Source organism: Sporosarcina sp. QA0331, from assembly GCF_055808055.1.
This window is the reverse complement of record NZ_CM147850.1, coordinates 2465260-2487676: the sequence shown is the minus strand read 5'-3', so window position 1 is coordinate 2487676 and position 22417 is coordinate 2465260. Positions and strand designations below refer to the sequence as shown.

The 22417-nt window shown below is 39.9% G+C and carries 31 protein-coding genes and 1 pseudogene; 30 read left to right on the top strand and 2 right to left on the bottom strand.

The window, feature by feature from the left end; genetic code table 11:
• Positions 1 to 72: 72 nt before the first annotated feature.
• Together ypfJ and AC0L13_RS12485 are read right to left on the bottom strand one after the other, a co-directional pair.
• Positions 73 to 909: a KPN_02809 family neutral zinc metallopeptidase gene (gene ypfJ, locus AC0L13_RS12490; RefSeq protein WP_473640044.1), complete on the bottom strand. Its 837-nt coding sequence runs from the start codon at positions 907 to 909 to the stop codon at positions 73 to 75.
• Between the two features lie 125 nt (positions 910 to 1034).
• Entirely contained in the window at positions 1035 to 1457 is a 423-nt protein-coding gene (locus AC0L13_RS12485) for a YusW family protein (protein WP_473640041.1), read from the bottom strand.
• Between the two features lie 245 nt (positions 1458 to 1702).
• Here AC0L13_RS12485 and AC0L13_RS12480 point away from each other — a divergent pair, with 245 nt between their 5' ends.
• From AC0L13_RS12480 to AC0L13_RS12335, 30 genes and pseudogenes are all read left to right on the top strand, one after another.
• The gene (locus AC0L13_RS12480; protein ID WP_473640039.1) at positions 1703 to 2941 is read left to right on the top strand and encodes a hypothetical protein; all 1239 of its coding nucleotides are present in this window, start codon (positions 1703 to 1705) and stop codon (positions 2939 to 2941) included.
• Between the two features lie 27 nt (positions 2942 to 2968).
• Positions 2969 to 4156, top strand: a complete 1188-nt coding sequence (locus tag AC0L13_RS12475) for a hypothetical protein (protein WP_473640037.1) — start codon at positions 2969 to 2971, stop codon at positions 4154 to 4156.
• Between the two features lie 14 nt (positions 4157 to 4170).
• On the top strand, positions 4171 to 4872 hold the full coding sequence (locus AC0L13_RS12470; RefSeq protein WP_473640035.1) for a hypothetical protein: 702 nt from the start codon (positions 4171 to 4173) through the stop codon (positions 4870 to 4872).
• A 127-nt stretch (positions 4873 to 4999) separates the two neighbouring features.
• On the top strand, positions 5000 to 5233 hold the full coding sequence (locus AC0L13_RS12465; protein ID WP_473640033.1) for a hypothetical protein: 234 nt from the start codon (positions 5000 to 5002) through the stop codon (positions 5231 to 5233).
• A 173-nt stretch (positions 5234 to 5406) separates the two neighbouring features.
• Positions 5407 to 6336 carry a heme o synthase gene (gene cyoE, locus AC0L13_RS12460; RefSeq protein ID WP_473640031.1) on the top strand — a complete coding sequence of 310 codons (930 nt, stop codon included), beginning with the start codon at positions 5407 to 5409 and terminating at the stop codon, positions 6334 to 6336.
• 176 nt (positions 6337 to 6512) lie between these two features.
• Complete coding sequence (locus AC0L13_RS12455; RefSeq protein WP_473640029.1) at positions 6513 to 7310, top strand: basic amino acid ABC transporter substrate-binding protein; 798 nt, start codon at positions 6513 to 6515, stop codon at positions 7308 to 7310.
• A gap of 71 nt (positions 7311 to 7381) precedes the next feature.
• Positions 7382 to 8098 carry an amino acid ABC transporter permease gene (locus AC0L13_RS12450; RefSeq protein WP_473646995.1) on the top strand — a complete coding sequence of 239 codons (717 nt, stop codon included), beginning with the start codon at positions 7382 to 7384 and terminating at the stop codon, positions 8096 to 8098.
• Positions 8095 to 8817: an amino acid ABC transporter ATP-binding protein gene (locus AC0L13_RS12445; RefSeq protein WP_473640027.1), complete on the top strand. Its 723-nt coding sequence runs from the start codon at positions 8095 to 8097 to the stop codon at positions 8815 to 8817. The genes AC0L13_RS12450 and AC0L13_RS12445 overlap by 4 nt, the downstream gene beginning before the upstream one ends.
• A gap of 144 nt (positions 8818 to 8961) precedes the next feature.
• Positions 8962 to 9612, top strand: a complete 651-nt coding sequence (locus AC0L13_RS12440) for an SIMPL domain-containing protein (protein WP_473640025.1) — start codon at positions 8962 to 8964, stop codon at positions 9610 to 9612.
• Positions 9613 to 9733: 121 nt separating this feature from the next.
• On the top strand, positions 9734 to 10183 hold the full coding sequence (locus AC0L13_RS12435; RefSeq protein ID WP_473640023.1) for a GNAT family N-acetyltransferase: 450 nt from the start codon (positions 9734 to 9736) through the stop codon (positions 10181 to 10183).
• Between the two features lie 12 nt (positions 10184 to 10195).
• Entirely contained in the window at positions 10196 to 10960 is a 765-nt protein-coding gene (locus AC0L13_RS12430) for an alpha/beta fold hydrolase (RefSeq protein ID WP_473640021.1), read from the top strand.
• 17 nt (positions 10961 to 10977) lie between these two features.
• On the top strand, positions 10978 to 11526 hold the full coding sequence (locus AC0L13_RS12425; protein WP_473646992.1) for an NUDIX hydrolase: 549 nt from the start codon (positions 10978 to 10980) through the stop codon (positions 11524 to 11526).
• Positions 11527 to 11528: 2 nt separating this feature from the next.
• Positions 11529 to 12071 (top strand): Rossmann-fold NAD(P)-binding domain-containing protein, encoded by a 543-nt coding sequence (locus AC0L13_RS12420; RefSeq protein ID WP_473640019.1) that lies wholly within the window; start codon positions 11529 to 11531, stop codon positions 12069 to 12071.
• A 19-nt stretch (positions 12072 to 12090) separates the two neighbouring features.
• Positions 12091 to 12645 carry a ribonuclease FAU-1 family protein gene (locus AC0L13_RS12415; RefSeq protein WP_473640017.1) on the top strand — a complete coding sequence of 185 codons (555 nt, stop codon included), beginning with the start codon at positions 12091 to 12093 and terminating at the stop codon, positions 12643 to 12645.
• Positions 12646 to 12648: 3 nt separating this feature from the next.
• Positions 12649 to 13017 carry a hypothetical protein gene (locus AC0L13_RS12410; protein WP_473640015.1) on the top strand — a complete coding sequence of 123 codons (369 nt, stop codon included), beginning with the start codon at positions 12649 to 12651 and terminating at the stop codon, positions 13015 to 13017.
• A 12-nt stretch (positions 13018 to 13029) separates the two neighbouring features.
• Positions 13030 to 13512 carry a tetratricopeptide repeat protein gene (locus AC0L13_RS12405; protein ID WP_473640013.1) on the top strand — a complete coding sequence of 161 codons (483 nt, stop codon included), beginning with the start codon at positions 13030 to 13032 and terminating at the stop codon, positions 13510 to 13512.
• Positions 13513 to 13565: 53 nt separating this feature from the next.
• On the top strand, positions 13566 to 13862 hold the full coding sequence (locus AC0L13_RS12400) for a DUF2087 domain-containing protein (protein ID WP_473640011.1): 297 nt from the start codon (positions 13566 to 13568) through the stop codon (positions 13860 to 13862).
• A complete protein-coding gene (locus AC0L13_RS12395) occupies positions 13849 to 14727 on the top strand; it encodes a hypothetical protein (RefSeq protein ID WP_473640009.1) in 879 nt (292 codons plus the stop codon). The genes AC0L13_RS12400 and AC0L13_RS12395 overlap by 14 nt, the downstream gene beginning before the upstream one ends.
• Positions 14728 to 14737: 10 nt before the next feature.
• Positions 14738 to 15631: a GNAT family N-acetyltransferase gene (locus AC0L13_RS12390; protein ID WP_473640007.1), complete on the top strand. Its 894-nt coding sequence runs from the start codon at positions 14738 to 14740 to the stop codon at positions 15629 to 15631.
• Positions 15625 to 16203, top strand: a complete 579-nt coding sequence (locus tag AC0L13_RS12385; RefSeq protein WP_473646989.1) for a nucleotidyltransferase family protein — start codon at positions 15625 to 15627, stop codon at positions 16201 to 16203. Before AC0L13_RS12390 ends, AC0L13_RS12385 begins: the two co-directional genes overlap by 7 nt.
• 13 nt (positions 16204 to 16216) lie before the next feature.
• A complete protein-coding gene (gene dnaN, locus AC0L13_RS12380) occupies positions 16217 to 17347 on the top strand; it encodes a DNA polymerase III subunit beta (protein WP_473640005.1) in 1131 nt (376 codons plus the stop codon).
• A 16-nt stretch (positions 17348 to 17363) separates the two neighbouring features.
• Positions 17364 to 17840: an NUDIX hydrolase gene (locus AC0L13_RS12375; RefSeq protein ID WP_473640003.1), complete on the top strand. Its 477-nt coding sequence runs from the start codon at positions 17364 to 17366 to the stop codon at positions 17838 to 17840.
• A gap of 24 nt (positions 17841 to 17864) precedes the next feature.
• Entirely contained in the window at positions 17865 to 18320 is a 456-nt protein-coding gene (locus AC0L13_RS12370; protein ID WP_473640001.1) for an SRPBCC family protein, read from the top strand.
• Positions 18320 to 18766 (top strand): annotated as a pseudogene (locus AC0L13_RS12365) (ASCH domain-containing protein); the annotation flags it as partial. The gene AC0L13_RS12370 and the pseudogene AC0L13_RS12365, both read left to right, overlap by 1 nt.
• 3 nt (positions 18767 to 18769) lie before the next feature.
• Positions 18770 to 19177, top strand: coding sequence for a VOC family protein (locus tag AC0L13_RS12360; protein ID WP_473646986.1), 408 nt, complete (start codon positions 18770 to 18772; stop codon positions 19175 to 19177).
• A gap of 5 nt (positions 19178 to 19182) precedes the next feature.
• Positions 19183 to 19665, top strand: coding sequence for an NUDIX hydrolase (locus tag AC0L13_RS12355; protein WP_473639999.1), 483 nt, complete (start codon positions 19183 to 19185; stop codon positions 19663 to 19665).
• On the top strand, positions 19643 to 19993 hold the full coding sequence (locus AC0L13_RS12350; protein WP_473639996.1) for a cupin domain-containing protein: 351 nt from the start codon (positions 19643 to 19645) through the stop codon (positions 19991 to 19993). Before AC0L13_RS12355 ends, AC0L13_RS12350 begins: the two co-directional genes overlap by 23 nt.
• Before the next feature lie 49 nt (positions 19994 to 20042).
• Positions 20043 to 21074 carry a serine hydrolase domain-containing protein gene (locus AC0L13_RS12345; protein ID WP_473639994.1) on the top strand — a complete coding sequence of 344 codons (1032 nt, stop codon included), beginning with the start codon at positions 20043 to 20045 and terminating at the stop codon, positions 21072 to 21074.
• Positions 21075 to 21126: 52 nt separating this feature from the next.
• Positions 21127 to 21576 (top strand): HIT family protein, encoded by a 450-nt coding sequence (locus AC0L13_RS12340; protein ID WP_473639992.1) that lies wholly within the window; start codon positions 21127 to 21129, stop codon positions 21574 to 21576.
• Positions 21566 to 22363: a PP2C family serine/threonine-protein phosphatase gene (locus AC0L13_RS12335; protein ID WP_473639989.1), complete on the top strand. Its 798-nt coding sequence runs from the start codon at positions 21566 to 21568 to the stop codon at positions 22361 to 22363. Before AC0L13_RS12340 ends, AC0L13_RS12335 begins: the two co-directional genes overlap by 11 nt.
• Positions 22364 to 22417: the final 54 nt, after the last annotated feature.

The window sequence follows — 22417 nt, the reverse complement described above, 5'->3', positions numbered from 1 at the left end:
AAAAACAGGTGAAGGAGCAATCACTCCTTCACCTGTTTCATATTTATACACTTAAATGCTCATTCAATTCAATCAAAGATTCCCAGCGCCAAATGTATCTCCTTCTTCAAGATTCCCTGCTTCAAAACCTCTATAGAACCAACTCTTACGTTGTTCGGAAGTACCGTGCGTGAAACTTTCAGGGACGACATAGCCGCGTGCCCTTTTCTGGATCGTATCATCACCGACGGCACTCGCTGCGTTCAGCGCTTCATCCAAGTCGCCTTCCTCCAAGACACCCATCCCTTGCGCATGGTGCGCCCATACGCCTGCTAGGTAGTCCGCTTGCAATTCGAGTCGTACAGAGTATTTATTATACTCCTCTTCACTCACTTGGCTTCGTATTCTAGCCATATCGTCGCTGATGCCCAATAGTTTTTGAACGTGGTGGCCGACTTCATGCGCTATGACGTACGCCATTGCGAAATCGCCGGGTGCTTTGAACTGTGTTTGCAATTCATCGTAAAAACTTAAATCGATATATAATTTCTCGTCGGCAGGACAATAAAACGGACCGACCGCTGAACCTGCCATTCCGCATGCTGATTGGACACTTCCCGAATAAAGCACGAGAATCGGTTCACGATATTCCATTCCTTCTTTCTCGAAAACCTCTGTCCAAACATCTTCGGTATCCGCCAAAACGACTGAAACGAATTCAGCCAATTCTTTATCCTGTTCCGTTTCTACGTACTCTTTATTTGCAGGAGACGCTGTCAGATTAGAGAGCATATCACTCGGGTCCCCGCCGAGAAACATGATGATGAGGAGCATGACAATGCCGCCGATGCCTCCGCCAACTAGCGTTTTCCTTCCCATACCTCTCCGATCTTCCACATTACTGCTGCCTCTTCTACCTTTCCATTCCATGTGAATTGCCTCCTTGAAAACGTCAATGAATCTGAGTCGCTTAGATATGATTTACCCTTTTTCATGGATAATTAGCCGCAATATAAAAAAGATATCGAAATCCCGTCGGAATCCGATACCCATCGTTATTTGGAGAACATGATTTCTTTACTGTCATATCCTTTGAATTTTACTTCCAACCGAATCATTTTATACTCTTTGAAACCAAATGCTTCTGCGGACTTTTTAATTAATTCTGTTTCCTCGGCTTCTGGGTCAGGTTCCATTTTTTCGAACGCTTCCATTATTTTTTCTAAAGCCTTTTCACCATGTAGCGCGATCTCTTCTTTCTTATTTGTATATTCCGCCTCTGATCTTTCCTTTTTTTCCGTAAAGCTTGCATTCAAAGCCTGTTGCTCTTCATTCGTATCAATGGTGACGGTAAATGATGTGATGCCATATGTATCGACGACATTGTTCGCTTCGGATTTAGGAACAAGATTTTGGTTACTACATCCACTCAATATAATGAAACAACAGAAGATAAAGAAAGAAATCCAATTCTTCATATCCGATCATTCATCCTTTCGCTTCAACTATTTCTAACATAGCCGGTAATCTGTTCATATATACGAACATTCAATAAAATCCAGTTAAAAGAGATCAAACGATTTATTCCAACTCACTAGTTGATAGATTTAGAAGTATATAAAAATCTCACACTATTGTAATATTACAATAGTGTGTATATAGTGTAATATAATACATTATTTTGAAATAAATAAAAATGGCAATTGCAAAAGGGGAAGCGGGGATGAATCGAAATTATTTAAAGCATGAATTTTTGATTTCAGCAAGAAGTAGACGAATGATTCCATTTGTTTTCTTCATCACGGTTTTATTGCTTAGCTATTGTTTACTATTATGGCCGTTTGCGGAAACGAAGGAAGCGTTTAATCAAAAGGAGACGGAAGCGTATTTGAATTATTTGAAAGACCAGCAAAAACTATGGGAAAGTATCGGTAATACCGGCCTTGTTTATCCTTGGCATAGCTATTCCTATGATCGTCAGGTAGGTTCACCCGTTTATGCGACGAATGACTATAACTACGATTTGTTTTCCGGTATGCTGCAGTCTTTTGAAGATCGAAACTATGAGCGCTTGCTCAAACTAAGGACAACCTATTTGCAAGGCAATCCGGACGAGTATATGGAAGACCGGTTTTTATTCCAGACCGCGCCATTTCCTAGCAAGGACCGGCAGCATGCCTATATACAGACGATGATGAAGTATGAGGATTATCTTACGAACAATCACCCAATTACATTCGGGTTGATGTATGAGAAAACAGGGTTGCAAACTTTGCAGAATTTCCTTCGAAATTATGGTGTCTACATTCTTTTGTTTTGCGTGATTTATGTGAGCAGCGACATGTTGTCAAGGGATCGGAAACATCAGACGGTCCTTCAAGGCTTCCCGTTATCTTGGTACCGCCAGCTGAATCTGAAGTCATTTTCCGCGTACCTTTATTCCATGACGTTCATCGGAAGCGTGCTCATTATCGGCGTGCTCCTCATGACGATCCAATTCGGGTTCGGCCATTTCGATTTGTCGATTCCAATGATGATTCAGCAAAAAACGTTTACGACTGACGATTATAGTGTCATTTCGTTAGGGGCTTATTTAGGAAAGACCCTCATCGTTCTGCCGCTATTGGTCCTTCTATTCGTACGGTTGAATGTCATTTTAAGTTTGCTGTTTAAAAATGAATGGATCGTCCTTTTCATTAGCAGCTTGATTTTGTTCTCTGAACGCCTTTATGCAACGCGCATGACGAAAGAATTGTTCGGCAAGGACATCAGCCTATTCCCGCAGACGTATTTTGACTTCGGGAAAATTGTGGACGGGGAAAAGAATTTTTTATTGAACACAGAAACGATTACCTATGCAAAAGGCATCATCGTACTGCTCATTACTTACGTCATCATTGAAATCATTCTGTATATTGTTTCCATTGTCATTAACAAACGACGATTTTATTTATTAGGATAAGAGTCAGGAAGGAGGTACGCTCCAAACATGTTTTGGAAATACTTTTTGTTTGAATCAAAACTATTGCTGTTGAATAAGAAAAATTGGTTGTTAGGCATCGCCCTGATCCTATTTTTCCCGCTTTACTTTTCTTATTATAGTCAATTGGACTTTATTGACATACGGGAAGAAAAGACTGAGGAAGCGGAGAACTTCCATCAAGTTCTCGATAAATTTCCAGGTTCTGTTTGGGAAACCGAAGAAGGAAAAGAGATTCGCGAAATACTGATCGAGCAATCGTCGCTCATCAGCATGCAAAGGCTTTACTTAAGGGATGATGTAAACCCTGATGGCTTTTTTGGTGCAGGATCTAACTTCCACAAGTTTTTTGACGCAGGCCTGAAGCTGAATGAATTGCGTCTTGAATTGCACCGACGAGGAAATAAAGGGATCCAAAAAGACTACATTGTTCCAATTGACGAAATCCAAAAGGAGAAGGCACTTTTCCAATACCACAAAGATCATGAGCTTTCCCTCATCAAGGATCCGCTTGAAGCAAGCAATTACATGCCGGTTGCATTGAGCCTTGTAAGCGGAGTCATGTTTTGTCTCCTCGTCTTGTTTGCGGGAAGCAGCATGCTGTTACATGATCAGCACCATCCTTCCGTAATGACCGGGTTTCCGATTACGTTCATGGAAAAAGCATTCAGCAAAGTAGGCATCCATTTCGTGCAAATCATGCTCTTCCTTTGTGCAAGCATCACGATTGGCGGGTATTATGTCTCGCGAAAAACGGGGTGGGGGGATTTCAGGACGCCGGTGCTTATTTATCAGAACGCTGATTTCATCGCAGTATCGATGCTCCGCTATTTGTTTTACATGTTGGTCGCATTCGGCCTTATTGCCCTTTTGCTGTTGTTCACTTTCCTATTACTTAATCTTGTGACGAAAAATTTGTACGCGGCAATGGTCATCATTCTATTTGTATTGCTGTCCCCTCAACTTCTTTTAGTTGCCGGGGTGGAGACGAATTGGCTCTATCCGTTGAAATTCATTGACATCAGTGCGGTGTTAAGCGGAGATGCAGCGAAGGAATACGGGATCGAAAAACTGGATTTCAAGCATGCCTACCTGTGGCTTGTCGTATTGAATATTCTTGTCATCGCCGTCTTATATGGAAGAAATAAGCTATTACACATTCGGAAAGTGGAAACAGCACCAATACAATCAAGTTGAGAGGCTGAGGGAAGATGAAAAGGATAGTAGCAGGATTGTTCGTTTGCACGCTGATCTTATCCGGTTGCCATAACTTACAAGGAACGAGATCGGATAGAATAACCGCATATGCAGACAATTACGAAATTACCGGAGAGACAAAAGATGAAATCATCGGAACAGTTCATCCGGCCATTTTCACGACCGTCGATCGAAGCAACAAAGAGGCGAAAAGAACTTACGGACCGATGCCGACAAAAAAAGGAGCAAAGCTGACGATCGAGCCCGGAAGATACACATTGATGGGTCACCCATCAGGGAATATCTATATATACGATGAAGATGATAACTTACTCGTACGGGAAATCGTAGGGGACAAAGCTGGAGTGCCTAGCTTAACTGCCGACATCGATTCAACGTTCACCATCTTTTTTGACGGCGGCTATAATACTGTAACGATACAACCTGTGAAGACAGAGCTTTCCACAGAATTGACTACAGGAATATGGGATGTCGGGTTGGACATTGAACCAGGGAACTATACAATAAGCATCCCCTATGGGTATGGCTTTGTACAAATTTTTGAAGAGGGAAAAGACCCTCAACTATTCGAATTGATGGAAGGAGAATTGACAGGTTCTCAAAGTCAAGTGCAGTTGAAAGAAGGGCAGAAAGTGCGTGTATCAAAAGTTTCAATAGTTAATTTTGAACCATTGAGTGAACAGGATGGGAAATGAAACAAACGGCGGGTTGAAGTGTATCCGCTGTTTCTCCACTATTTCTAATATATCTTGCAATCTGGTCACATATACTATGGTAGGATAGAATGTAACCTTTATTAGAAATGGCATGGGAGTGAGAACTATGCAGACAGAAAAACAGATGTCGTTGAAAGATTGGATAATAACGTTAATTCTTGTATGTTTGCCGATTGTCGGCTTCGTTATGCTTATTATTTGGGCGACCGACAAGCAGGACCCGCGGAATACATTTGCAAAGGCGTACTTGATTGTAATGGGTGGAATCTTTGCCCTTATCATATTAATGTATCTCTTCATATTCATTTTTCTGTTATTTATAGGTGTAATGGCTTCGTAAATCCGAGGCCTTTTTTATTTTATTGATCAGTTTTGAATAAATTGTGTCAAATATAAAGGAAAACCTATGAATTTCCTAAGAAAAATCCGTAAATCTGTAAATTATTGCGGATGAAATGATATGATGGAAGGGATGAAACTTTGCAGAAATACCTCTGAGGAGCGTATATAGATATGACGAAAGATATGGATATTACTTATACTGAAAATAGCACAACTATAGATCAAAAATCAGGAACGTTGATAGCGGATTTGAAATCGCTTTTCAAGGGACCGGTATTGCTTGCCAATGCATTGCCCGTGTTTGTCGGCTTTTGGCTCGCTCTCCATTTCACTGGGGGCTCCTTATTTGCGAACAGCAAACTGTTTTGGCTGACGATTATCGGGAGTACAATCTTGATGGGTGGGGCGCTCGTCCTGAATAACTGGTACGACGTCGATATCGACACGGTCATGAAAAGGACTCAAAAGCGTCCAACTGTAACTGGCAACATTTCTTTGAAGACTGTATTGGGGATCGGTATTTCCCTTTCGGCGCTAGGGATGGTCATGCTGCTGTTTACGACGATGGAGGCAGCGATTTACGCATTCATCGGCTGGTTCACATATGTCATCATGTACACGATGTGGACGAAACGTAAATATACATTGAATACGGTTATCGGAAGTGTTTCAGGTGCTGTGACGCCGATGATCGGATGGGCTGCAATTGCACCAACATGGCATATCGTTCCAATCATGCTTTTTATCATTTTATTCATTTGGCAAATGCCACACACATTTGCGATTGCGATGAGGAAGTACAATGAATACAAAGCAGCCAACGTAGCGATGTTGCCGGTCGTTCACGGTTTCAAAATGACGAAGCGTCAAATGTTCGTCTACATCGCATGCTTGCTACCATTGCCGTTTTACTTAGGATCACTTGGTATGGTATTCATCGTTCTTGCTACGATTTTGAATATCGGATTCTTGATTGTCTCCATTCGTGGATTCTTTACAAAAGACGATGACAGATGGGCATATGTCATGTTCATTTATTCCGTCAATTATATAGCTATTTTATTTTTACTTATGGTAGCTGTTACACTGCCGATCTTTTAACAAAAACTGCTCCGTTGTCGAACGTTGACGACGGAGCAGTTTTTTTGTGAATAATTGAAGTTTCGCTCTTGATTGTTAATTGAAAATATTCAGTTGTGAATGAAAGCGTTTTCGTATATAATCAATTAAAGTATCAATCAATTCTGTAAATTAGTAGAAAACAAGGGGGAGTCCAAATGGAGAAATCAGTAAAACGTTTCCTGTTAGGCATCGCATTGGTGTGCACATCCATTATTCTAATCGGATGCGGCGCAGGTTCTACAAAAACGAGCGGATCGGGCGGCGATGATACAAGTGGAAAACGAAAATTGATTGTCGGTACGGACGCGACATATGCGCCGATGGAGTATATGGATGAAAAAGGGAATATTGTTGGAATTGATATTGACATTGTAAATGCTATTGCTGAAGCTGCTGGTTTCGAAGTGGAATATAAAAATTATGGGTGGGAGCCGTTATTTCCTGCACTGGATAACGAAGAAATTGATTTCGCTGTCTCTTCTATAACAATAGATGAGGAACGTAAGCAATCGTTTGACTTCTCTGATCCATACTTTATAGCCAATCAATTAATACTAGTTCAAGAGAGCTCGGATGTAGCTTCTTTCAATGATTTGAAAGACAAAAAAGTTTCTGTTCAAATTAATACTACAGGACATAAAGCTGTAAAAGAATTGCTAGGTAAAACGAGCAAAAATATCGTTGCAGCTGAAACGATGCCCCTTGCAATCAGTGAAATGATTAATGGAAATGCTGATGCAGCTGTAGGAGATAATGCTGTCATTCTTGAATACAAAGTTAATAATCCGAATGTTAAATTGAAAACTGTGGAAGATGATAGCTTTGAAAAAGAATATTATGGGTTGATGGTTAAAAAAGGAAACATGGAGATAGTTGAATTACTTAATGAAGGAATTCAAAAGATCAAGGAAAATGGGAAACTGAAAGAAATCACTGACCAAGACGTGGAGTAATTGTTTGCTTTTAAACTACTATACACATCTTGGAGGTGATGTTCTTGGAAGTCTTAGGTTTACGAATTGAAATGTTCGAAAACATATGGAGCTATCGGGAACTGTTTATCCGGGGGATATGGGTGACCCTCGGATTGACAGCGGTAGGATATATTGGGGGATTCTTATTAGGCTTGATTGTCGGGTTGGGTAAATTGTCAAAACGGAAATGGATTTACTATCCCGCAAAATATTATGTCGACTTTTTCCGGGGAACTCCATTATTAGTGCAAATTCTATTGATTCATACCGCATTGATTCCAAGTATGTTTGGGCATTCATTAGGATTTTTTGTATCGGGGTCGCTAGCACTCATGCTTAACAGTGCCGCCTATAACGCAGAAATTATCCGTGCTGGAATCCAATCGCTCGATAAAGGGCAGATGGAAGCTGCGCGTTCTCTCGGAATGCCACATAAAACTGCCATGAAATTGATCATCCTTCCGCAAGCATTCAGACGGATGATTCCGCCGCTCGGCAATGAATTGATTGCATTGTTGAAGGATTCATCACTCGTCACAGTCATTGCTGCGAGCGATCTTCTTTACGCTGGCAAAGTGGTCGCTGGCGCATATTCAAGATTCTGGGAGCCATATTTAACGGTTGCCGTCCTTTATCTCATTTTGACATTTATCTGTGGGAAGCTCATCAATTATATCGAAAACAGGTTCAGCAATAGTTATGTCCCATCCTCAAGAAGGTCTATTTTTTCATTGAGACGTTCGGAACCGGGAGGGGGATTACGATGATAAAAGTAAGAAACTTGCACAAATCATTTGGGAAATTAGATGTGCTAAAAGGTATTGATTACGACATTAAGGAGAAGGAGGTCATCTGTGTAATTGGTCCGAGTGGATCTGGGAAAAGCACATTTTTAAGATGCCTCAACCTTCTTGAAGAAATTACTGCGGGCGAAGTGTTTATAGATGGCGTGAAAATTAATGATTCCAAAACGGATATTAATGATATCCGGCGGGAAGTCGGAATGGTCTTCCAGCAATTCAACCTGTTTCCTCATATGCGGGTCATTGATAATATTACGATTTCACCGATTAAAATCCGGAAAATGAGTGAACAAAATGCGAAAGCGTTGGCGATGCAGCTACTTGAGAAAGTAGGTCTGTCCGATAAGGCGAATGTTTACCCGGAACAACTATCCGGCGGACAAATGCAAAGGGTTGCTATCGCAAGGGCGCTTGCGATGAAGCCGAAAGTCATGTTATTTGATGAACCGACGTCTGCATTGGATCCGGAAATGGTGAAGGAAGTATTGGATGTCATGAAACAGTTGGCCATGGAAGGGATGACGATGGTCGTCGTCACTCATGAAATGGGGTTCGCGAAGGAAATGGGAGATCGGGTATTGTTCCTGGACCAAGGGTTATTAGTAGAGGAAGGGACACCTGATGAAATCTTTTCGAATCCAAAGAACGAGAGAACAAAGGCCTTTTTCAGTAAGATTTTATAAGTAATAGAGGGGGTGTCCAAAAAGTCGAAATCGTCTTTCTGTGATGTCCTTTTTATTTTGATCTTAGGCGTCCAAAGCAAATTTCCTATAATAATTATTACCCCTCGCCTGGCATATGATGAATAAAAGACAAGGAGGGATTACGTGTATTACCCATATATCCGACAACAAGTCCGACAAAGTGCCCGCTCGATTACCGTCGTTGGTCATGGGGAGGTTTTTGCCTTACCTGACACAGCTACAATCCAATTGGAAGTTAGCACGACGAATGAACAACTTAGCGAAGCGCAACGGGAAAACGCAGCAATCATGACTAACATCATTCAAGCTTTGAATCAAATGGGCGTTCAACGAGAAAATATTCAAACCGTAAATTACTCAATATTTCCGAGATACGATTACGTGAATGGGGAACAAATATTTAAAGGATATGAAGTTTCGAATTCCATCTCGGTTAAACTCACTGATATTCAGCAGGTAGGGAAAGTAATCGATACGGCGGTAGAGCATGGAGCGAATCGGGTTTCCAATATACAATTCTCAGTGGAAAATGTTGATCGGTATAAGCAGGAATCTATTGTCAAGGCTTTACAGAATGCCCAGATGAAGGCTCAAACTATTGCCGACACTTTACACCTACAAATTGCACCGCAACCTGTGAGAATCAATGAAGTTGAAAATGGTAGTCAGCCTACTCCGCTTTTCAAAGCAGCTATGTCAGAAAGTGTATCAACACCGATTGAAGGAGGACAAATTAGCATCCGCTCGACAATGAGGGTGCAATATGAATATTAAGCATAAGCCACGTTCCGCAACGAACTGGCTTTTTTAATTTCCTTGAAAATTAGGAAGTGGCAGGTTTTTTGAAGTGTATTGTTGAATGTATATAAAAGACATTAATTGAGGGGGAGAGCAAATGAAATACATCGTTGAGAAGGTAAACGATTTGCGGGAATTGGATATCGAAGAACTCGTACAAGAAAGTGAACAGGAAGGCTATCGCTTCGTTACACGCCTTGTGAATGAATTTGAGGATGGCACTAATACGTTCAACAAGCCGGGCGAAGTATTGTTTTGTGTCAAAAATGAAGAAGGTTTCGTCGTAGCGATCGGTGGTATCAATCAATCACCGTTTTCACAAGAAGCTGATGTAGGACGTTTGCGAAGATTTTATGTGCTTGAAGCTGTCAGACGTGAAGGGGTCGGAACATTATTGCTGCAATCGATTATTGAACACGCTAAGCAGCATTTCAAAGAAATTACTGTCCGAACAGATTCAGCGAAGGCAGATGCTTTTTATAGGGCAGGCGGTTTTTCATTCGACGATTCCGCTTCTGAAACGACTCATATTTTGCAGTTCAGTTAAGGGGGAGTCAAGTTGCATAATAATTATATGGAATTCGGAAATAAAGAAGGACCGCTCCTCGTGTTCATTCACGGGGGCGGGGTTGGCGGATGGATGTGGGATAAGCAAATTACGTATTTCAATGAGTATCATTGCTTAGTTCCTACACTGCAAGGGCATGGGAACAGAAGTAATGAAACCTCCTTCTCTATCCGTGAAAATGCACTTGAAATAATTCAGTTGATTGAACAAAAGCAAGAGGAGAAAGACGTACATATTATCGGTTTTTCAATTGGCGCTCAAATAAGTTTGGAAATCGTGAGTCTGGCTCCAAATTTAATAATAACTGCAGTCATCAACAGTGCGGTAGTCATTCCAATGAAGTACATGATCTCCTTCATTTCCCCGACAATAAAGATGACATTTCCACTAATCAAAAATAAGACGTTCGCCAAAGCGCAAGCGAAACAACTATATATGGATGGCGAGTATTTCAATAAATATTATGAAGAAAGTTTAAAAATGAATGTCGACGCGCTAATTAATGTTCTTAAAGAAAATATGGCGTACTCACTCCCAAACAACTTTGCGAAGAGCAATGCACGAATTTTAGTTACTGCCGGGGAAAAAGAGAAAGGGCTTGTAAAGAAGTCTGTTCAGAAAATTATTGATGAGAATGAACATTTTGAACAATTTTTCGTCCCTCATATAGGGCATGGATTTCCTGTGGCTGAACCGGATTTGTTCAATCGAGTGGTGGAAGATTGGGTTATGCATCAACAAGTACATAAGCAATAACGGAGGGAAAAGCGTTGGTGAAATGGAAAGTGTTGAACAGTGAATACAAGTATAAATCACCATTTGGCAACTTAAGGAGAGACACTTGTCAAATGTCTGATGGAACGGTTATTGAAGATTACTACGTGAATGAGTATGCGGATTGGGTGAACGCAATCGTATTGACGGAGGATGAAGAAATCGTTCTGGTAGAGCAATATCGTCATCCTGGAAACGATTTTTATCTTGAAATACCGGCGGGGAAAGTGGAAGATGGCGAATCGTATGAAGAAGCGATTCGACGTGAAGTCAGGGAAGAGACTGGTTATGTTTCGGAGCAAAAGCTGATTCATTTAGGGGAGTTCATGGTCAATCCAGCCACACAGACAAATAAGGTCATAACTTTTTTAATGACCGATGGAAAACGTACATATGAACAAGAGTTGGATGAGACGGAAGTTGTGGAAGTGAAACATTTCCCTTTTGCTAGCATAGGAGAAATGATTCGAAACAAGGAAATCACTCAATTGTTCACAGTGACAGCTTACCATCTAGCAAAAGAATTCATGAGAAATGGAAGGGATTGAGATTGAAAAAGAAATATAATCACGCACTCGTTATTGGAGGAACGGGTATGCTCGCGGGAGTATCGACGTTCTTGGCAAAGGAGGGGAATTCTGTTTCTGTCATCGGGCGAACAGCTGTGAAGTTTGAACGATTGAAAGCAGATAGTCCTCCCAATTCGATTTTTCCAATTCAAGTTGACTATCATTCAGAAGAGCTCTTGACAGAAATTGAGAAGGCTATTGCCGAACGGGGACCAATTGATTTAATCGTAAGCTGGACACCTAATTATCAGGCTCTACAACGGATTTGTGAAATGAACGAACAAGCAACATCGTTCCGCCTTATCCATGTAAAAGGAAGTCGACGATATTTTGAAGATAAAGAGATTATAATCCCTTCAAATTGTAAGTATGAAAAAGTGTTTTTAGGCTTTGTAATGGAAGGAGAAACTTCCAGATGGCTGACAAATGAAGAAATTTCAAATGGTGTCATCCAGCAAATTACGAGTATAGGAGATGAAAGAATCGTCGGCCAACTCATTCCCTATAGTGCAAGGCCGATGTAGAACGGAGAGTGAAGCAGCGATGCTAAAACGCAAATACGGCAGTCGATATGATTGGAAGCGGATAGTAGATAGGGGGTATGCAGAAAAATATATTTCCATACCAAAATTCACAGGATATGTAACCCTGCTTGAAATGAATGATGTAGCTGCGCCTCTTTACATGACATATTTGGGAAGGTCAGTTTGCATCGCGGATAAGGGATATAGCTGGCTGCAGCATTTTCCCGATGGAAAGCATTTTTCTGTGACAACGGTGTTTAATTCAACCGGTCAAATTGTCCAATGGTATATCGATATTTGCAGAGAGAATAGTTATTGTTCAATTAATGGACCATGGATGGATGATTTGTTTATAGATCTGATCGTGCTGCCTAGTGGGGAAATAATAGAGAAAGATATTGACGAAATTGAAGCTGCGCACAGCAGTCAAATCATATCAGATGATGAGTTTGCGCTTGCTTGGACAGAATTTAATCGAATTAAAACGATGGTAGCCGAAAACAACTTTGAGCTTCTTAAAATGTCAAAAGTTCATTTCGAGGAGATTTCTAAAAGCGATGCATTGGAGGGGTGAGCATTGAAACGACTTTTGCTCATAACCACAATTCTATTTCTTAGCCTAGCTGGCTGTTCCAGTATACAAGAAGCCTACAAGGGAAATCCGACACCGAAGGATTTTCTTTCTCATGAAAATGCCGATATTTTTATGTACGAAGGTATTGTTTATTCAAATGTTGAAGTAGACGAATGGGTACTTGAATTGGATTATACAATTGGTGAGCAAATATTGGAGATAAAAAAACAGAAAAAGAATGCTTTTGGATTCCGAAATGGAAATGCAAATAAGCTTCCTATCGGTACTGTTATATATGAGACAAATACTCCAGTCCTTATTACAGTTGTAGATGGTGAGGAAATTCCTTATTTAGCAATGCTTGAAGGATAAGAAAGGGAATGAATGATGGTGAATCTCAACAAAGCCATTTTATTAAGAAGTGAAGGAAAACTTACTGAATCGAATGAAATTCTAAAGGGATTGGCAAAAGATGATTCAGAAAATGCCGAAATCAATTACCAATGTGCATGGAGTTTTGATGTCCTAGGAAAGGAAGCGGAAGCAGTCCCATATTATGAAAAAGCGCTTCAATTAGGGTTAAATGATGAAGATACCGTTGGTGCGATTATTGGACTCGGTAGTACATATCGGACATTGGGAAACTATCAAAAGTCGAAATCTATCTTTGAAAGCGGACTTTGGCGTTTTCCTGAGAACAATGCATTGAAGACGTTCTATACCATGACACTTTATAACTTAGGAGAAAATGTAAAAGCAATGGAAATTCTCCTCACGTGTCTAGTGCAAACTACAAAAGATCCGGACATCATATCATATGAGAGAGCTATTACTTTCTATTCGGACAAGCTGGATAAGACATGGTAGAAGTATGAGGACATTAAGGAATCACCATAGATAAATACAAAGGAATGATAGAGATGCAAGAAAGATTTCAAGTTACTGAAATAGAAAGAGAGAAAGTGTTGAAAAGCTATTTTAGAAATGGCTTGGATGGACAACTTGATACGTTTCCAAGCAAAGACAAAAGGAAGTACATCATTGCCCAAGAAATAATTAAGCGGTTTGAAGTTGGAAAAGTGTATTTGGAAAAAGAAATAAACGAGATCCTTAAAGAGATCCATCCTGATTTTGCGACCATTCGACGTTTTTTCATCGATTATGGCTTCATGAGTCGCAGTGATGATGGAAAGGAGTATTGGATTGAAAATAAGTAAGCTGGATAAAGGCGATCAGAGTGAATTGAACAAACTATATACTTTCATCGAGGAAGTGTTTTTGAAGAATAGTGATTTGAAGGACCGTATGAACAGTAGCATTTCTACCAAACTCCATAAAGGTATTTATTCAGTACAAAAGGACGGCGAAGTACTTGCTGTAGCTTCCATCCATAAATCATCTTGGCATCCATATTGTATATATGTCCAACTTGCTTATAACTTGAATGGAATCGATGAACAAGCTCTTCAAATCCTGATTGCTGAGCTGGAAAACAAATATGATCAACCTTTGTTTTTCCTGCTGGACGACAGGTTTTATCAGTTAATAGAAGTGCTGACGAGAAATCAGTTCAAGATGATTAGAAAAACAGAGATTATACATATCGAGCCAACTTTGCTAAAAGGTGAAACAGTGCAGGATGAACAAGTTCTCACAATCCGAGAAATACGTAATAATGAAGCAAAAATGGATAGTTTTATTCAGCTTTGTAAAAAGACATATACAGAAACACATTCCGATAACCCTGTTGCTAATTTGTCAATCGAGAGTTGGAGGCATGCTGCGATGGATGGTTTGATGGAAGAGCATAGTTATGTTGTTGTGAACGGATTGGAAATTACAGCGTTTTGTCTTATGTATGAGTACGATGAGAATAGTTGGGAATTGGGATGGGTAGGTGTGGATGATATTTCAAAGATTACCGATTTAAATAAGTTAATTCATAAACAAATTGAAGATGCTGTAAAACTCGGCATTTCTCTCATTGAAAAAGAAGTGGATTCCACTTGTCTATATTCGCTCCATATTTGTAAATCCACCAAGAACGAAGTGGCAGAAACATTATATGCTTATGTGAAATGAGGAAAAAAGGATGAATATCGTAATAGAATCACCAAGAAATAATTATAGTTTGGCTGCGTTCCTTGCAAAAATTAATTCAATATCGAGCAGACATATCGGTTATTGCGGAGAATCGAAAGAGGAAATATATCACACGCTTACAAGCGATTTTTCGGACTTAGATTTGGCGAATTGCTTTATGGTCGCTTATGAGAAAGAAGAAATCATAGGTGCCATCGGACTAGATATCGATTTAGAAGATAGAAGCGCGGAAGTATGGGGACCCTTTGTGAGTGAGGAACTTATTCATACAGATCTTATCAATGAACTTTGGGAGAAAGTAACAGCTCTATCGGCCTCGCAAGTGGATCGGTATCACTTTTTCCTCAACCATGAAAACGAGTATGCAAAACAATTCTCCATTTCACATGGGGGGAAATCGACAGGGCGGCATACAGTTCTAGCTGCCAAGAAGCGTGAATGGGAACGAGTCGTTGAGGGAGGAGTAAAGGAATTCAACACTGCTTATAAAGATGGCTTTGAAGAATTGCATGAACTAGCTTTTCCTTCAACTTATTACAGTGCACAAACGATTATTGGACGATTAAGTGAAGAAAATCGATTGTTCATTGCCACAAGTGATGACCAATTGACTGGTTATGTCTATATCGAAGCTGATCCGCAACATGGGGAAGGCTCCATCGAATACATTGCTGTTTCGGATCGATTTCGTAGACAAGGGATTGGCAAAAAGCTGTTAACTTTTGCATTGGACAAATTGTTCGCATATGAGGATATTAAAGAAATTTCTTTATGTGTTGATAACGAAAATGAGAAAGCTATAAGACTTTATCAAGCTGCTGGATTTAAAGTAAAGTATGAATTGATTCATGTAAGAATCGACAAAAAGGCAGTCGTATTATGATTCATAATGAGGAGGATGTCATCCGCTTGGTTTCTGAAGATAAGTGGATGATGGATATCTTACGGAGTGCACAGTCATTGAAATTGCCTGATTGGTGGGTATGCGCGGGTTTCGTGCGATCGAAAATTTGGGATTTGCTCCATGAGTTTAATGAAAGGACACCTTTACCGGATATTGATGTGATTTACTTTGATTCGGCTAAGGTGAATGAAGAAATTGAAAAAAGTTATGAAAATCTACTAAAGCAACATCAGCCTACTATTCCATGGTCGGTAAAAAATCAAGCAAGAATGCATACATTGAACAATGTCCAACGCTATTCTTCTTCAGTTGACGCAATAGCCAAATTTCCCGAGACTGCTACAGCGTTAGGCGTGAAATTGGATGAACAAGGAAAAGTTATCTTGGCTGCCCCTCACGGAATAAAAGATGTGGTCAATTGCCATATAATACCAACCCCTTTCTTTCAAGCAACAGAAGGTCGAATGAATATTTATCACCAACGTGTTTGTGAGAAAAATTGGCAGTCGATATGGAACAAGGTTAAGGTTTTACAAACGGAAGAAATGTAAAGGGAGCATTTTCATGAAATTTACTATAAAGAATTCATTATTTACTGTAACAGTTTCGGAATTGCATAAAATTTGTTCGAATAAAAGTCTTCTTCCGATCCTTTCTGGGATAAAGATCGAAGCAAATAAAGATGGGCTCGTTTTAACTGGCGGCAATTCAGAGATGTTCATTGAAAAGAGAATTCCCATACGAAAAAATGAGGAAACATTCGTTGAGGTTCATGAAACTGGCAGTGTTGTTGTATTGTCAAAGCATTTTATGAATCTCCTAAAGAAATTGCCTGATGACATTGAGATTTCATCCGACAATATGCAGTCAGTCCTTATCAAATCTGGTGATATTGTAACGAGAATGAATGGTTTACAAGCAGCGGATTATCCGCAATTGCCGAAGATTGAAATTCTTCATTCTGTTAATCTCAATTTCACTTCATTAAGAGATGTAATCAAACAAACGATATTTGCTGTTTCCAAAAGTGACGCTAAACCGGTGTTAACAGGTGTGAAGATGGAGTTTGGCAACAATAAACTTATTTGTACCGCAACTGACTCCCACCGGTTATCACAAAAAGAGATAGAAATCAATTTTGCTAAAGCATTTCATTCTATCGTAGCCCCAAGTAAAAGCTTAACAGAACTTCTACAATTGAAAGAATCCAAACTTGCTACAGTACATATTTCGATTGGGCCTAATATGATCGTATTTTCCACAGAGAATACTATCTTGTATTCCGTATTAATTGAAGGGAATTATCCAAATACCCAATCATTAATTCCGACGGGTTTTGTGACGAAAATTACGATGGATACGAAAGAATTAATAGCGGGGATTGACCGGGCTTGCGTTTTCTCCGAGGAATGGAAGCATAATAATGTGCACTTGGCAGTGGTTGACAATAAATTTTTAAAAATCTCGACAAATTCAGTAGGAATCGGAACGATCGAAGAACAACAAAGAATAAGCAACGTGGATGGGGTGTCCTCTATTGACATGACCTTCGACGGTCGATTTTTGCTTGAAGCATTAAAAGGAATATCGGAAGAACAGGTGACGATCGGTTTTTATGGAGAGATGAGACCGGCTGTAATTATGCCAGAAAAAGATACATCATACGTGCAATTGATTTCACCGCTACGAACATAGTACGGGAGGTTTGGACATGGGATATATTGAAGAATTACGGAAATTAGTTGGACATCGACCATTAATATTCGTCGGCTCTGTTGTAGTCGTAGTTGATGAACAGGGGAGGATCTTGTTGCAACAGCGGAAGTTTCCTGAAGGTGCGTGGGGAATTCCAGGCGGGTTGATGGAATTAGGGGAATCTACGGAAGATGTGGCAAGGCGTGAACTATTTGAAGAAACACGGTTGCAAGTGGATGAATTGACATTGATCAACGTATACTCAGGTCCTGAACATTTCATTCGGGCGGCAAATGGTGATGAATTTTATGTCGTAACAACTGCCTATTATGCAGAAAATGCAATCGGAGATTTATTAGTCGATCAGGCTGAGTCGATTACATTTAATTATTTTCATCTCCATGAGTTGCCTGGGAATATCGTTAAAAGTCATAAGGATATATTGGATGAATTCCTTTCGAAGCATTATACGCTTTTAAGTACGGTTAAATAGTATCCGAGAAAAGGGGATTTATGAATGAAGCAGTGGACAAAGGAAATTGAGATTGATGCACCAATTGAACAAGTTTGGAAATATTTAGATGGATCTTTAGAGAACATGCAAAAGATCATGCCCCAAGTCGTCTCAAATGAGCCTGTTACCATTAAAGAAGGAATGGTGGGAAGTATATATTTACAGAAATATAGAGAAGGCAAGCGAGTCATGGAGTATGAGGTTGAAACACTCGACTATTTGAATTCTCCAAATGAAAAAAAGATGAAAGTCGGCTTTACACTCGGTGGTATGTTCGAGATAACAGCTGGTTATGAACTTGTTAATATTGGTGAAGGAAGAACTAAATTTATTTATACAACTACAAACAAACCGCTGAAATGGTTCGTAAAGTTATTTTTACTATTTGCAAATGATAAAGTCGTTGTTGATTTTGTGGAGCGAGTGAAAAGAGTTGCTGAAAATGGGGAGGACAAATAATGAATCAAGCTGCAAAGGAATATTGGAATCAATATTGGGGAGATAAAGAACGTCCTACATTAGTCACTGCGTGGATGTTCGGCGAAGCACAGGACGAGCTAGCGCAGGCTGTTATTGATGGAAGAAAGACGGCGACTTGTTCAGCGCAAATAATATATGAATTGGAAAATGAACCAGTCCCGGTAGTTGACGAGTACAGTATCATCCTAAATAGTTTGGAAGAGCCGGTTGCAATCATTAAAACGGTGGATGTATCTATAATACCGATGAATGAAGTGACGGAAGAGTTTGCTTTGGCGGAAGGTGATGGATCTTATCGGAATTGGAAGGAGATCCATGAACGCTATTTCAAGCGGGAACTAGGGAAAGTTGGATTAGAGTTCAGTGAAGATATACTGCTTGTCTGTGAACGATTTGAATTAGTTGATGTGAAAGATAAGGTGGAGCGAATGAATAATGGATTATTAAGGGTTGGTACTACGTATATTCCTGTGTCCAATGTTAACCTAGCAGCTGAGTGGTATGTTGAAAAATTGGATGCGCAATTGAATTATAAGGACGAAGACAAGGCGATCTTGAATTTGGCCGATCAAAGTTTCTTTCTCGTAAAAGCAAAAGAAAAAGAGACAGCCAACTTTGTAGATGCTTATGGGAATGAGCGCTTTTCACTAACATTTGAAGTCGATGGGGAAGAGTCTTTAAAAATACTTCTTGAAAGTTTAAAGGAACGTGAAGTGCAGGTTGGAGAGATTGAAAACCGGGGACATGCAGGAATCAATTTTGTATTTTCCGATGTAGACGGAAATCGATTTGATGTGTGGAGCGAATTGAGTCCTTCTTATAAAAAGGATAGATAGTAGATATGGGTTATATAAATGAATTGAGAACATTGATTGGTACAAGGCCCATAATTATGGTAGGTGCAAATATAATTGTCGTTGATTCAGAGAATCGAATCCTATTACAACTACGGACTGATAATAACTGCTGGGGGTTACCCGGGGGTTCCATGGAACTCGGTGAATCCTTGGAAGCCGTGGCGAGACGGGAACTCTTTGAGGAAACAAATCTAAAAGCAAACGAACTATCATTTTTTAATGTCTATTCAGGAAAAGAACTTTATTATCGTTATCCACATGGTGATGAAGTATATAACGTTGTAGCTACTTTCATTTGTAGAAGTTATAAGGGTGAATTATTGGTGGAGAAGAATGAAGTTTCATCATTGCAATTCTTTTCGATTGACGATTTACCAAGCAGCATAAGCCCGCCGGAATTGCCGATTATTACTGCATATATTCAAAACCCTAGGGGGACGACAGTTGATAATTATACATTTAAATGAAGTTGCCGGAAAGAACATTAAACAATATGACTCGAACTTCATGATGAGAAAACTAATAATGACAAATGTACCCGCTCATGTCGGAATAATGGACTTGGGAGAAGATGGCCTAGTAGGATATCACGAAGCGACTGTTCCACAAATGCTGATAATAATAGAAGGGGAAGGCTGGGTTCGAGCAGGTGAAGAAGCGAAGGTGATGGTCACAGCAGGCGATATTGTCTTCTGGGAAAAAGGGGAATGGCATGAAACAACAACAAACAGTGGATTGAATGCGATTATAATAGAATCCGAAGGGCTGGACATCAGCTCAATTATAAAGAAATAACAGAAGCTAACAAAATCTAATGTAAATCAACAGGTTTGGAGATTACAAAATGAAAAATAATGTAATGGAACGAATCGAACTAATACAAAACGATATACAGTTTTCGGGCACCGTTTTTGTTAGGGGTAAAGAGGAAATTTATGCGGATGTTAGTTACGGTTATGCAAATCGTGCGGAACAACTAAATAACGTACCGGGAACGCGTTATGGAATCGCTTCAGGCTGCAAACTATTTACGGCAATTGCAATTTGTCAGCTTGTAGGCGAGGGGAAGATATCTTTTAATACAAAGGTGACAGATTATCTTTCATTCGACTTCCCGCATTTTGATGGACACATTACAGTTCATCATTTACTTACTCACACATCCGGTGTACCCGATTACTTTGACGAGGAAGTCATGGATGACTTCGAGGAATTATGGATTGACAATCCTATGTATCATTTACGTCACCTAGAAGATTTCTTGCCGCTATTTCAAAATGGACATATGAAATATAGACCTGGCGAACGTTTCCATTATAATAATGCAGGTTTTATTCTGCTTGGTTTAATTGTTGAAAAAGCTAGCGGGCTTCCTTTTAAAGAGTATGTCCAACAAAGGGTTTTTGAAAAAGCGGGTATGATCGATTCTGGTTATTTTGCACTTGATTCACTACCCGGAAAAACAGCAATTGGCTATATAGACAACGAAGACGGTACATGGAAAACGAATGCGTATTCAATACCCGTCCAGGGCGGGGCTGATGGAGGGGCATTTGTAACCGCAAAGGATATGACAAAACTATGGAACGCTTTACTAAACTATCAATTGTTGTCTAAAGAACTAACTGAACAATTGCTAACTTCTCATGCCAAGGAAGAGGATGGCGATTATTATGGATATGGTGTATGGATTGAGAGGAATGACGACATTGTCATTAAATATCACGTCATGGGATATGACCCAGGCGTCAGTTTCCATTCCGCTTATTATCCAAAGACAGACATCAGTCTCGTCGTCTGTTCTAATAAATCCGTCGGTGCATTCAGTGTAATGAATGGCATTGAAGAGGAATTGAATCTTGTTGAAAGCATGTAATGAGATTGACTAGCAGTAAAATCTGATATTGGTAAGATAGGGGAATGGAGAAATGGATTGTTTTATTTGTAAAAAACATCGGGGAGAAATACAAACAGCTGGCATCACAATTTATGAAGATAATGTTGTTTACGTAGGACATATTGATAACGATGGAGAACCCGTTTATTTAGGGCATCTAATGATTGATCTGAAAAGACATGCGCCTACACTTGGAGATATGAATGAAGAAGAAGCGACCGTCTTTGGACGAATAATGGCACGTGTTAGCAAGGCACTCATGGAAACTGAAGGGGCGGAGCATATTTATTCACTCGTTTCCGGCAATGCAGTGCCACATTTGCATATGCATATCGTGCCACGCTACCCAGGCACTCCTAAACAATATTGGGGACCGATGTCTGTTCATGATTGGTCAGAAGCACCAATAGGGGGAAATAGAGAAATAATCGAGTTGTGTGAGCGGGTGCGTTCGTATATGGAGAAAAACAATGAGCAATAAGTTTTCATGGGTCGGAAGCGAAAAGAATTATGTAGACGAGAAAGATGTTCAATCGATTGGTCGTGTGACAGTTGGACTATTCGGAGGAAATTCTTCCGCTGGACAATATAAAAATGAAGATGGCTGCATAGTTTGGACGGGCGAGGATTGGGAGTTTGCTGCAATTTTAGATGCTCACTACAGTGCCGAAAGTGCCGAACTGATAATCCGAACGCTCGAAGAGCACGAACATGAACTTATTGGACTCATATCCAAGCCCGGATTTCACAGCGTGCAAGAAAAACTTCTTACCATCTTCCAAAGTGACAAATTTCTTGATCAATGCAAGAGGGTCAAAGGAGAGACAGCTTGTCTTTTCTGTATTCGAAAGGAAAACTATCTTTGGTGGTTATCCATTGGAGATTGTGTAGCTTACGTTTTCCACCCCGATTTTATCGCCCTAGGTCAATTTCAGTTAAATCAAAGGCAGTTCTATGAGTGGATTGGGCAAGTGAATACGTTTGAAAAAGCTGTTCCATGCTTCACGTCGGGAGTCCGGGAATTAAGGGAAGGGGTCAATCACATCTTCATGACAACAGATGGCTTGCTTGAATGTCCTGGAGAACCCTTTTCTAATCCGTTAGACATAGTGAAAATATTGGACACCAACCAAGTTGAAGCCGCCTTTTCTTTAATTCTGAATACAATTGAAGAGGGCAACGTAAGAGACAGCACGACTATGATTGGTTGGACGATTGATATTTCGCAACAAGGAAGCATTCCAAGCGATGTTGTTCAAAATAAATAATTTATATAATCAAAGCCTAATTTCTTCAATGTAACTAAGAGATTAGGCTTTGAT

Bases quoted from the DNA above. Each gene is read 5' to 3' on its own strand.
- AC0L13_RS12370 (WP_473640001.1), top strand. From the start codon at position 17,865: ATGAAGCAGTGGACAAAGGAAATTGAGATTGATGCACCAATTGAACAA.
- ypfJ (WP_473640044.1), bottom strand. From the start codon at position 909: ATGGAATGGAAAGGTAGAAGAGGCAGCAGTAATGTGGAAGATCGGAGA.
- AC0L13_RS12390 (WP_473640007.1), top strand. From the start codon at position 14,738: ATGAATATCGTAATAGAATCACCAAGAAATAATTATAGTTTGGCTGCG.
- dnaN (WP_473640005.1), top strand. From the start codon at position 16,217: ATGAAATTTACTATAAAGAATTCATTATTTACTGTAACAGTTTCGGAA.
- AC0L13_RS12475 (WP_473640037.1), top strand. From the start codon at position 2,969: ATGTTTTGGAAATACTTTTTGTTTGAATCAAAACTATTGCTGTTGAAT.
- AC0L13_RS12345 (WP_473639994.1), top strand. From the start codon at position 20,043: ATGAAAAATAATGTAATGGAACGAATCGAACTAATACAAAACGATATA.
- AC0L13_RS12480 (WP_473640039.1), top strand. From the start codon at position 1,703: ATGAATCGAAATTATTTAAAGCATGAATTTTTGATTTCAGCAAGAAGT.
- AC0L13_RS12445 (WP_473640027.1), top strand. From the start codon at position 8,095: ATGATAAAAGTAAGAAACTTGCACAAATCATTTGGGAAATTAGATGTG.
- AC0L13_RS12375 (WP_473640003.1), top strand. From the start codon at position 17,364: ATGGGATATATTGAAGAATTACGGAAATTAGTTGGACATCGACCATTA.
- cyoE (WP_473640031.1), top strand. From the start codon at position 5,407: ATGACGAAAGATATGGATATTACTTATACTGAAAATAGCACAACTATA.
- AC0L13_RS12450 (WP_473646995.1), top strand. From the start codon at position 7,382: ATGTTCGAAAACATATGGAGCTATCGGGAACTGTTTATCCGGGGGATA.
- AC0L13_RS12400 (WP_473640011.1), top strand. From the start codon at position 13,566: ATGCAAGAAAGATTTCAAGTTACTGAAATAGAAAGAGAGAAAGTGTTG.
- AC0L13_RS12340 (WP_473639992.1), top strand. From the start codon at position 21,127: ATGGATTGTTTTATTTGTAAAAAACATCGGGGAGAAATACAAACAGCT.
- AC0L13_RS12455 (WP_473640029.1), top strand. From the start codon at position 6,513: ATGGAGAAATCAGTAAAACGTTTCCTGTTAGGCATCGCATTGGTGTGC.
- AC0L13_RS12360 (WP_473646986.1), top strand. From the start codon at position 18,770: ATGAATAATGGATTATTAAGGGTTGGTACTACGTATATTCCTGTGTCC.
- AC0L13_RS12465 (WP_473640033.1), top strand. From the start codon at position 5,000: ATGCAGACAGAAAAACAGATGTCGTTGAAAGATTGGATAATAACGTTA.
- AC0L13_RS12485 (WP_473640041.1), bottom strand. From the start codon at position 1,457: ATGAAGAATTGGATTTCTTTCTTTATCTTCTGTTGTTTCATTATATTG.
- AC0L13_RS12470 (WP_473640035.1), top strand. From the start codon at position 4,171: ATGAAAAGGATAGTAGCAGGATTGTTCGTTTGCACGCTGATCTTATCC.
- AC0L13_RS12435 (WP_473640023.1), top strand. From the start codon at position 9,734: ATGAAATACATCGTTGAGAAGGTAAACGATTTGCGGGAATTGGATATC.
- AC0L13_RS12335 (WP_473639989.1), top strand. From the start codon at position 21,566: ATGAGCAATAAGTTTTCATGGGTCGGAAGCGAAAAGAATTATGTAGAC.
- AC0L13_RS12415 (WP_473640017.1), top strand. From the start codon at position 12,091: ATGCTAAAACGCAAATACGGCAGTCGATATGATTGGAAGCGGATAGTA.
- AC0L13_RS12405 (WP_473640013.1), top strand. From the start codon at position 13,030: ATGATGGTGAATCTCAACAAAGCCATTTTATTAAGAAGTGAAGGAAAA.
- AC0L13_RS12355 (WP_473639999.1), top strand. From the start codon at position 19,183: ATGGGTTATATAAATGAATTGAGAACATTGATTGGTACAAGGCCCATA.